Origin of the sequence: Pseudoalteromonas shioyasakiensis, from assembly GCF_022398475.1 — a bacterium.
Taxonomy (GTDB): domain Bacteria; phylum Pseudomonadota; class Gammaproteobacteria; order Enterobacterales; family Alteromonadaceae; genus Pseudoalteromonas.
Genome location: NZ_JAKEVM010000147.1, coordinates 1 through 10691, shown reverse-complemented (window position 1 = coordinate 10691; position 10691 = coordinate 1). Strand labels below are relative to the sequence as shown.

Annotated in this window: 7 protein-coding genes; 2 read left to right on the top strand and 5 right to left on the bottom strand. The window is 39.7% G+C overall.

Annotated elements, in window-relative coordinates; genetic code table 11:
* Positions 1 to 73: 73 nt before the first annotated feature.
* Positions 74 to 2338, bottom strand: a complete 2265-nt coding sequence (gene clpA / locus L1D51_RS18385; protein WP_054561665.1) for an ATP-dependent Clp protease ATP-binding subunit ClpA — start codon at positions 2336 to 2338, stop codon at positions 74 to 76.
* Positions 2339 to 2409: 71 nt separating this feature from the next.
* Positions 2410 to 2718 carry an ATP-dependent Clp protease adapter ClpS gene (clpS, locus tag L1D51_RS18380; RefSeq protein WP_161804337.1) on the bottom strand — a complete coding sequence of 103 codons (309 nt, stop codon included), beginning with the start codon at positions 2716 to 2718 and terminating at the stop codon, positions 2410 to 2412.
* A gap of 209 nt (positions 2719 to 2927) precedes the next feature.
* On the opposite strand from clpS, the gene cspD reads away from it, so the two are divergent.
* Entirely contained in the window at positions 2928 to 3143 is a 216-nt protein-coding gene (gene cspD / locus L1D51_RS18375; RefSeq protein ID WP_036968098.1) for a cold shock domain-containing protein CspD, read from the top strand.
* A gap of 432 nt (positions 3144 to 3575) precedes the next feature.
* Positions 3576 to 5798 (top strand): NADP-dependent isocitrate dehydrogenase, encoded by a 2223-nt coding sequence (locus L1D51_RS18370; protein ID WP_239964450.1) that lies wholly within the window; start codon positions 3576 to 3578, stop codon positions 5796 to 5798.
* Positions 5799 to 6093: 295 nt separating this feature from the next.
* On the opposite strand, the gene L1D51_RS18365 is transcribed toward L1D51_RS18370, so the two are convergent.
* The 3 genes from L1D51_RS18365 to L1D51_RS18355 form a co-directional block, all read right to left on the bottom strand.
* On the bottom strand, positions 6094 to 8397 hold the full coding sequence (locus tag L1D51_RS18365; RefSeq protein ID WP_239964449.1) for a hybrid sensor histidine kinase/response regulator: 2304 nt from the start codon (positions 8395 to 8397) through the stop codon (positions 6094 to 6096).
* Between the two features lie 9 nt (positions 8398 to 8406).
* Complete coding sequence (locus L1D51_RS18360) at positions 8407 to 9675, bottom strand: ABC transporter substrate-binding protein (RefSeq protein ID WP_055020827.1); 1269 nt, start codon at positions 9673 to 9675, stop codon at positions 8407 to 8409.
* Positions 9676 to 9797: 122 nt separating this feature from the next.
* The coding region (locus tag L1D51_RS18355; protein WP_239964448.1) for an ATP-binding protein at positions 9798 to 10691 on the bottom strand (894 nt) is incomplete at its 5' end.

The following is a 10691-nucleotide window of genomic DNA, read 5'->3' as shown; positions in this document are numbered from 1 at the left end:
CTTAGTTTTAATTCCATTTAATAAACAAAAAGCCCAGCAATCGCTGGGCTTTTTGTTTTCAGCTAAAAACAACTTAAGCTGTTTCTAGGCTAGTTTCAAAGTCAAAGTGGATTTTCTTGTCTTTAACCGATACCTTAACTGAACCACCATCGGCTAGCTCACCAAACAAGATTGCATTTGCAAGCGGCTTTTTAAGCTCATCTTGGATAACACGCGCCATCGGGCGTGCACCCATAGCTTTATCGTAGCCTTTATCTGCCAACCACTCTCTTGCTTTGGATGTAAGTTCAAGGTTAACCGACTTCTTATCAAGTTGTGCTTGTAACTCAACAATGAACTTATCAACCACTTGCAAGATAATCTCTTTCTCAAGGTGATTAAACCAAATGATATTATCTAAGCGGTTTCTAAACTCAGGTGAAAACACTTTGTTGATTTCACTCATTGCATCATGAGAATGGTCTTGTTCGGTAAAGCCAATCGACTTACGTACAGTCTCTTGAACACCCGCATTCGTCGTCATCACCAATACTACATTTCTGAAATCGGCTTTACGACCGTTGTTATCAGTAAGGGTACCGTGATCCATTACTTGCAGTAGAATGTTGTAAATATCTGAATGTGCTTTTTCAATTTCGTCCAGTAGCACAACTGCATGCGGGTTTTTAATTACCGCTTCAGTTAATAAACCACCTTGCTCAAAACCTACATAGCCAGGAGGTGCACCAATTAGACGGCTGACCGCATGACGTTCAACGTATTCAGACATATCAAAGCGAATAAACTCAACACCCATACATTTAGCAAGCTGCTTAGTGACTTCTGTTTTACCAACCCCTGTTGGGCCTGCAAATAAGAACGAACCCACCGGTTTATCTTCGTTAGCAAGGCCTGAGCGCGATAAACGAATTGCTGAAGTCAATGCATCGATTGATTGGTCTTGACCAAACACCAGCATTTTCAGGTTACGGTCAAGGTTCTTAAGTGTCTCTTTATCGCTAGAAGAAACGCTTTGCTGAGGAATACGCGCCATTTTAGATACAATGAGCTCGATATCAGCCACACCGATTGTTTTCTTACGCTTAGAAACGGGCTGTAAACGCTGATTAGCACCTGCTTCATCAATAACATCAATAGCCTTGTCAGGTAAGTGACGTTCATTAATGTATTTAGCACTAAGTTCTGCTGCTGCTTTCAATGCTTTTTGAGTATAACGAATACCATGGTGCTCTTCGTAACGCTCTTTTAAACCGTTAAGAATTTTCGTGGTATCAGCCACACTTGGTTCAAGCACATCAATTTTTTGGAAACGACGCACTAGCGCACGGTCTTTTTCAAAGATATTCTTGAACTCGTTATAAGTAGTTGAGCCCATGCAGCGCAACTTACCACTCGAAAGTAGCGGTTTAATTAGGTTCGATGCATCCATTACACCACCCGATGCTGCGCCGGCACCAATGATGGTATGAATTTCATCAATAAATAAAATTGAACCTGGTTTAGCTTGTAACTCTTTAAGCAGCGATTTAAAACGTTTTTCAAAATCACCACGGTATTTGGTACCCGCTAATAATGCGCCCATATCGAGTGAGTAAACAACTGCATCGGCAATCACTTCAGGTACTTCTTTATTTACAATACGATAAGCTAGGCCTTCAGCAATGGCTGTTTTACCCACACCAGCTTCACCAACCAAGAGCGGGTTATTTTTCTTACGACGACATAACACTTGTACAGTGCGTTCAACTTCGTTGTCGCGACCCACTAATGGGTCTATATTGCCATCAATTGCTTGCTGATTTAGATTAGTCGTAAAGTTTTCAAGCTTAGTCGGCTCCTCGCCTTGCACTTCTTGCACTTCTTCATGAATGTCATCGTGGTCTTCACCGCCAATGTCGTCATCTGTTTTGGAAATGCCATGCGAAATGAAGTTAACAATATCTAAACGATTAACATCTGATTTTTTAAGTAGATAAACAGCTTGGCTTTCTTGCTCAGAAAAAATTGCCACTAGCACATTAACGCCAGTTACTTCGTTTTTGCCTGATGATTGCACGTGAAACACAGCGCGCTGTAATACACGCTGAAAACCTAACGTCGGTTGTGTTTCTCTGTCTTCTTCAAGATCAGGAATAACCGGCGTTGTTTCATCAATAAAATCTGATAATTCGACTTTTAATGCGCCCATATCAACGCCGCAGGCGTTAAGCGCTTCTCCAGCAGAAGGGTTATCGAGCAGTGCAAGTAAAAGATGCTCGACGGTCATAAATTCATGACGGCGTGTTCTCGCTTCGCGAAACGCCGCATTCAAGGTTAGTTCTAAGTCTTTGTTTAGCATTGGCAACCCCTTACTGAGATAATATTTATATACCGTTGTGACGGGCTAATTGGTTCACCCTACCTTGGTATTTATTCCTGCTCACAACTACATAGCAGTGGATGCTCGTTGTCTCGTGCGTAACGATTAACTTGTTCAGCTTTGGTATGAGCTACATCGGCGCTGTAAACACCGCAAATTGCTTTACCGTTATGATGAACTTGAAGCATCACATCTGTTGCTCTATCGCTATCCATATTAAAAAACGTCATTAGTACTTCTATCACAAAGTCCATAGGCGTGTAATCATCATTATTTAAAATGACTTTATATTTTCGCGGTGGTTGCAATTTTTGCTTTTCACTATCGCGAACTGTTTCAATAACACCAGAATCTTTCATGCCACTCATAATTAAATATAGTCTTGTCTTTAGAACTCAAGCAAACTTGAATAAAAAAATAAATAAATTGTTAAAAAATAGTCTAAAACACTTGACTGACTGGCTAAATAAACTACAGTCAAATATAGATTGATTAATCGTTAGTCAGTCTAGCAAATTACACGGTTTAGAATAACTAAATTAGTCAACTTATAGAAGGATGTAGAAGTATGGCTTGTGGAAAAGTCAAATGGTTCAACAATGCCAAAGGTTTTGGCTTCATCGTAGAAGACGGCAGCGAGACTGATATATTCGCTCATTACTCAACGATTGTAATGGACGGTTATAAAACACTTAAAGCTGGTCAAGATGTAACATTCGAATTGCAACAAGGTCCAAAAGGGTTACACGCAACGAATATTGCGCCTAACGATGAAATCTCTTAGGTAAAACCTATTCGAGTATCAAGCGAGCGACCTTGTTAAGATCCTCGCTTACTCTTCTCATTTAAATATATCTTTCACTTCCCTTGAAATTCCATTTCTTTACCCCAATTGTTTAATTGTTATTAGCCCTTTAGAGCCAAGCTTGTTACACTCTTGTTGCTTAAATTTAGCTTTTTCGTCATTTTGACGTAAGGCTTTTGGCTAATTTCATAATTTGCTTATTTGAGCTATAAGAATTTTACAGTCTGTCAGCTGTGGTTATTTTAATACTATGTATTGAGTTGCAACAGCTAACAGACTGCTTGCTGTTGTTTTATCAAGGCACTTAAGCTTGGTAATTCAAGGCTATCTATTGCATTGTTGAATATGGCTAATTAAGGGTTACTGCTAGCAGTCATTACCAAACATTACGCCAACTATCTAGGAATGATGATGACATCAAAAATTATCTATACTAAAACAGATGAAGCGCCAGCTCTTGCGACGTATTCATTGTTACCAATCATCCAAGCGTATACAAACGCTGCGGGTGTTGAAGTTGAAACTCGCGATATTTCATTAGCGGGTCGTGTAATTGCAAACTTCCCTGAGTACTTAACTGAAGATCAACGTATTGATGATGCACTTGCAGAGTTAGGTGAAATGGCTAAAACACCTGAAGCTAACATTATCAAGTTACCTAATATCAGTGCTTCTATCCCTCAGCTACGTGCAGTAATCAAAGAGTTACAAGAAAAAGGTTACGCATTACCTGACTACCCTTCAGAGCCAAAAACTGATGAAGAAAAGAAAGTTAAAGCAACTTACGACAAAATCAAAGGTTCTGCTGTAAACCCGGTACTTCGTGAAGGTAACTCAGACCGTCGTGCTCCAGGTTCAGTAAAAGAGTACGCTCGCAATAATCCACACTCAATGGGTGCATGGAGCAAAGATTCTCAGTCTTACGTTGCTAGCATGGAAGAAGGTGACTTCTTCGGTTCTGAGCAATCAGTGACTGTTGCAGAAGCAACTGACGTACGTATCGAGCATGTTGCTGAAAATGGTGACATTACAGTTCTTAAAGCAAGCACACCATTACTAGCGGGTGAAGTAATTGACGCGTCTCGCATGAGTGCTGCTAAGCTTCAAGCTTTCCTTGCAAAAGAAATTCAAGCAGCAAAAGACAAAGGCGTGTTGTTCTCATTACACATGAAAGCAACTATGATGAAAGTGTCTGACCCAATCATCTTCGGTCACGCTGTAAAAGTGTTCTTCAAAGACGTATTCACAAAACACGCTGATCTTTTCAAAGAACTAGATGTCGACGTAAACAACGGCTTTGGTGATGTATTCTCAAAAATCGAAAGCCTAGATGCAGCTAAGAAAGCTGAAATCGAAGCTGATATCCAAGCGGTATACGACAACAACCCTGCTATTGCAATGGTTGATTCTGACCGTGGTATCACTAACCTTCACGTACCAAGTGATGTGATCATCGATGCATCAATGCCTGCTGCAATCCGTTCTAGCGGTCAAATGTGGAATAGCGAAGGTAAATTACAAGACACTAGCTTTGTAATTCCAGATCGTTGTTACTCAGGTGTTTACCAAGCAACTATCGATTTCTGTAAAGAAAATGGTGCATTCGATCCAACAACTATGGGTAGCGTACCTAACGTTGGTCTTATGGCTCAAAAAGCTGAAGAGTACGGTTCACACGACAAAACGTTTGAAGTAGCTGCTGCTGGTACAATCCGTGTAGTTGACACAGCTGGTACAACTTTACTTGAGCATGCTGTTGAGCAAGGTGATATCTGGCGTATGTGTCAGGTGAAAGACGCACCAATCCAAGATTGGGTTAAACTTGCTGTTAATCGCGCTCGCGCAACTAACACGCCAGCAGTTTTCTGGTTAGACGAAAACCGTGCACACGATGCTGAGCTAATCAAAAAAGTAAACGCGTATTTACCGCAACATGATACTGATGGTCTTGAAATCCACATCTTAGCACCAATTGAAGCGACTAAGTTCTCATTAGAGCGCATCAAAGAAGGTAAAGACACTATTTCAGTAACTGGTAACGTATTACGTGACTACCTAACTGACTTATTCCCAATTCTTGAGCTTGGTACAAGTGCTAAAATGCTTTCAATCGTACCACTTATGAATGGTGGTGGCTTATTCGAAACAGGTGCAGGTGGTTCAGCACCTAAGCACGTTCAACAGTTCGAAAAAGAAAACCACTTACGTTGGGATTCATTAGGTGAGTTCTTAGCGCTTGCGGCTTCTTTAGAGCACTTAGCAGTTAATACTGGTAATAAGAAAGCACAAGTTCTTGCTGATACGCTTGATAAAGCAACTGGTACTTTCCTAGCTGAAAACAAATCACCTTCACGTAAAGTGAAAGAGATTGATAACCGTGGTTCGCACTTCTTCCTTTCTTTATTCTGGGCACAAGAACTTGCTGCACAAAATGATGATGCGGAATTAAAAGCACAGTTCACACAAATCGCTGCTGATCTTGAGTCTCAAAAAGACCAAATCGTTACTGAATTAAACGATGCACAAGGTCCAGCAATGAGTGTTGGCGGTTACTTCCAACCAAGTGATGAGTTAGCATTCAAAGCAATGCGTCCAAGCTCAACATTTAATGACATCCTAGCTAAACTGGTTTAATTCATTTAAACATAATTAATTAGCTATAAGAGAGTTACCTCAGTGTTTTTAACACCGAAGAGGTAACTCTTTTTTATTTTAGCGACTTAAAATCAATTTTTAATACCAATTCGCTTAATTAAGTGGATCTATTTTGAGGCAATAAAACCTCGTTGATAGCAAGGCAAAAATTTCGTTATTTAGTTGTGCTCGGCAATTGCTCCTGCATTGCTCTACCTTTTGCATCCATGCAGTCGTAAAACAGAAATTTTTAACGCAGATAGCGACAGGTTTAATCCCTCAAAATGATTAAGTATTATTGCGGGATGGTATCACAGTCACTCGTAGCGCTCACTTCACTTTTAGACCACTTTAGTAAAGCCGTTTTAACACATTGGTAGTCAATCGGCTTGGCAACAAAATCATTCATTCCTGCGGCAAAACATCGTTGCTTATCTCCTTCAAGTACATTGGCCGTTAAGGCAATAATAGGAGTCGCTTTATACTCTGGCATTTCTCTTATGCGTATTGTTGCTTGCGGGCCATCAAGTATAGGCATCTGCATATCCATAAATATAATATCAAAGCAGTTTTGCAGATTATTTTCCCCACTATGTTCCTTACATAGCGCAACAGCCTGCTCGCCATCCCCTGCTATTTTTATTGAGCTTATACCAAACTCATTTAACATAGCTTCGATAACAACCTGATTAATATCATTGTCTTCGACGACCAATACATTTAATGATGAAAAGTCTACTTGTTCCTCTTCATTTTCTTGCCTCGTTGCGGTTTCAAACTCAGAGTGCTCAATAACCTGTGTTGTTTTTAGCTCAAAATAAAAACAAGAACCCTGCCCTAGCTCACTTTCTACCTGCAAAGGAGCATTCATCAAAATTAGTAATTTGCTTGAGATAGCAAGGCCGAGCCCTGTACCACCGAAGCGCCTTGTAATTGAGGTATCCGCTTGAGAAAACGCTTCAAATAACTTACCGAGATTTTCTTTTGCGATACCTATTCCTGTATCAATCACACTAAATTTGATGCTCAAATCATCGCCGCCTAGCTCATTAATTTTTACGTTGAGGGTCACACAGCCTTTCTCGGTGAATTTAATTGCATTCCCAATAAGGTTTATCAACACTTGTTTTAGGCGGGCTTCATCAGCAAAGAAAACACAATGTTGATACTCTTCAGCAACAGAAATATTCAACTTAATATGCTTACTTTGGGCTTGCTCTTTAAATAAATGCTGTAACTCATCTAGTAGCGAATTTAAATGTATAGGCACAGACTCTAGCTCAATTTTAGACGCCTCAATCTTACTTATATCTAAAATGTCGTTGATGATTACCAATAATCCTGCCCCTGAAGATTGTATAATATTAAGCATCTTCATTTGTTCATGAGACAAACTGGTACGACTCAACTGCCGCGCCATTCCTAAAATGCCATTCATAGGGGTTCTAATTTCATGGCTCATATTTGCCAAAAATTCTGATTTCACCTTGGTGGTGTGTTCTGCCGTTTTCTTGGCTTGGGTAAGGTCTTGGCTTAACACCCGAAATCTATCTGCCGCAGTTGCAAGCACACCAATTTCATCGTTACGTTTTAAATCATAAATAGGAGCTGATAAATCACCAGCTAAGAAGTATTGAAAACTTGTGGTTAAACGTGTAATTGCACGCGATATATGCAGGTGGAAATAGATTGCAAGCGCGATAATGTAGATAACTACACCAACAGCAAGAAAACGCAGAGTTTGATCTGTTTTTATTACTGTTTCTTGCGCTTCACTTTTAATCTTTTGCAATTTTGCTAGGGATTGCTCTCTTAGTTTATCTGCAAGGGTACTGAACTCTATAGCATCGCCAGCCATAACAACATTAACCAAGCTTAAATAGTTTCGGTTAGCCTGCACGCCTCTCGAAAAAGCCTGTTTATATGTTTTAGCATGTTCACGGTTATTACTTAGATCAGTGTTGGTTTGTGACTGATTTGATAAAATAGCCAGCGCCTTATTAACCGCTGCTCTTTTAGAATAATCTTTTTTGGCAAGAAACAAAGAGGCATCACGATGTAATTCATGCCATACATTGAGATGTTCAGTGATAGCCAATTTGTTTTCATTGGTAGTCGCAGTTAATTTGAGGTTGGTTAATTCATTAATAGCTGCTAAATAGATTTGCGGTAACTCAACGTCAGTGAGCTCTGTTTTTATTTCATAACGCTTGGCAAGCACATCTAGATTTTCACCGTACCGAGAAATCAGCTGTGTCATTGAATTTAAATAAACTTGGCTTTCAAGTTCATCACTTTTCAAATCAACACTTTCTAAACGTGCTTTTATACTTTCAAAGTTCTCTATTATTTTACTAAATACGGTTTTACTACCTGAGAATCCATAAACTGAAATATCACGCTGCATTTCAACAATATCTTTATTTATACGAAGTATACCCACGGCATAATTACTAATGCGGCTTATATCGTTAAAAGATGTTTCAATTCTTTGTAATCGCTTGTTCAGGACAAAATAACTCGCCCCCATTACAAGTAAAACGAGTGTCAATGCCAATAACACTTTGGCTGCTAAAGACCTAGAAAAAATGGTTAGCAATGTAGCTCCTTATGAGTTCAACAACTCATACCATTTATCTAAACTATAATCATAATTCGGCATTACCGTATTCCAGACCGCTATATTCGAAAAACGCTTGATATAGCTTCCTCCATCACGAGCTTGACCCGCTAGAACAGATATTTTGCCGTCTGTTCCGCGTAAATCCATGGATGCTTCTTGCCCTTCATACCAATATTGCCATTCTGCTTTTGACATAAGAGGCTGACTCCGCTCAGGATTAGAAATGTAATAACCTTGTCTTGCGATAAATGCGCCTGGATAGCCAGAAAGCCACCAATTCATGTATTCATAAGCAGCATCTTTAACATGTCCCTGTGCATTAGCTGATAAGCACATAACCCCGTGCCAAGCACGATAACCTTCTTTGGGTGAAGCATAAACAACCGGGATACCTTGCCCTTTGCAGGCACTGACTCCGGGCGAAAACATACTTTGAATAGTGACGCGTTTCATTTTCATAAAGTCGACCGACTGCGGTACCGAAGTCCAAAAGCCAGCAAAATGACCTTGCCTTTTCTTTTGCAGTAAAATTGCAAATAGCTGGTCAATTTCGCTAATACTCATATTGCCCATATCTTTAAACTTCATCAGCCCCTGCGCTTCGGCAGCCAGAGCAGAATCAAAAATACCGATTGTTGGCGCATTAACAAGCGCAACCTTACCTTTATTCTTTTCATCGAGTAACCAAGACCAAGACTCAGTTTGATAAGGAATCCCCTTTTCTATGAACTGAGTGTTGTAACCAAACGAGTCGACATTATGCACGTAAGGCAAGAAACTAATTGCATCGCTTGGTGTAGTCGCAAGCGTTCCATCTGCTTGCACGTAAAGAAGTTTGTTGGGTGAGTCACCAGCGCCTAACTTGGCTTCAGGCACAATTTTACCTGTTTTAGAGAGTGGATTGATTTCATGCCAATAGGTTAACCGCTCAGTTTCTATAGGTTGAATGGCACCTGCTTGCCAAAGAATATTAATTGAATCTGACCATTGCTCGTATAAGTCAAAACTACTTGGGTCTGATGCTGCCTTTTGCAACACCGCAGCACTGCCCATTGGGGTAAATTCAATATTAATACCCAGCTCAAGCATGGCTTTTTGTCTGAGCTCTTCTTGTAAAGTTACGTGGGTCCCCATAACCCTAATTGTGGGAGTATTCTTAGCGAATACATAGGGAGCTTTAAAGGCAACTGTTGATGCTATGGCACCAACACCTAATGTTTTTAAAAAGTCTCGGCGGTTATCTGAGTAGCCCATTTAGTATTTCCAACATATTAAACCCGTTAAAAGTATAGGTTAAATTTGAAAATTGCCTAAAATAACTACTCATTTACCCAGCAATGATTTTTCTAAGCCGAGTATTCACAAACTACAATTATTTAGATTAAAAAATGCTCTTTAGCTGTCACAATTGCTTGCTCAATAGCCGTATTTTTAACAGGCTTTGAAACAAATAAATCCATTCCAGCTCGTTTGCAAGCTGCTTTATCATCTGCAGAAGTATTTGCTGTTAAAGCAATAATATAAGTTGTATCAGTTGGGCAAATTTGCTCATCTCTTAAAATACGTGTTGCTTCAATGCCATCCATTTCTGGCATTACGCAATCCATAAAAATCAGATTGTATTTGTTTTGCTTGCATTTATTTATCGCATCAATACCATCGCAGGCATAATCGGCCGTTAAGCCTAACTTTTCTAGGTGTGCTTTTAACACAAAGCGGTTAATTTGGTTGTCATCAACAACCAGTATCGATAAAGGTAAGGCTGAAAAGTCGATATCAGAGGCATGCAGCGTATCATGTGATTGTGGCTGTCCTAGTTTTAGAGGTAATTGAATATCAAAACAACTGCCTTTTTGGAATTCGCTACTGACCTTTATTATGCCTCCCATATAATCGATAAGTTCCTTCACTATTGCAAGGCCAAGCCCTGTGCCCCCCTTTTTTCGGTCCTTATTTAGCTCTTGGGTAAATGGTGAAAAAAGTGACTTCATAAAGGTTTCCGTCATGCCTATACCCGTATCAGAAACTTGCAAATTCAAGATGACATCGTCATTTTGAACTCTAGCAGATACGTATAACTTAATAGTGCCTTGCTCAGTAAACTTTAATGCATTACTCAATAAATTAGACGCAATTTGGGTGAGTCGGGTGTTATCACAGTAAGTCCAACATTCTTCACTAATATCAATTTCGACGTCAAAATAAAGATTCTTTTCTTGATATAAAGGTAAGGCTGAAAAGTCGATATCAGAGGCATGCAGCGTATCATG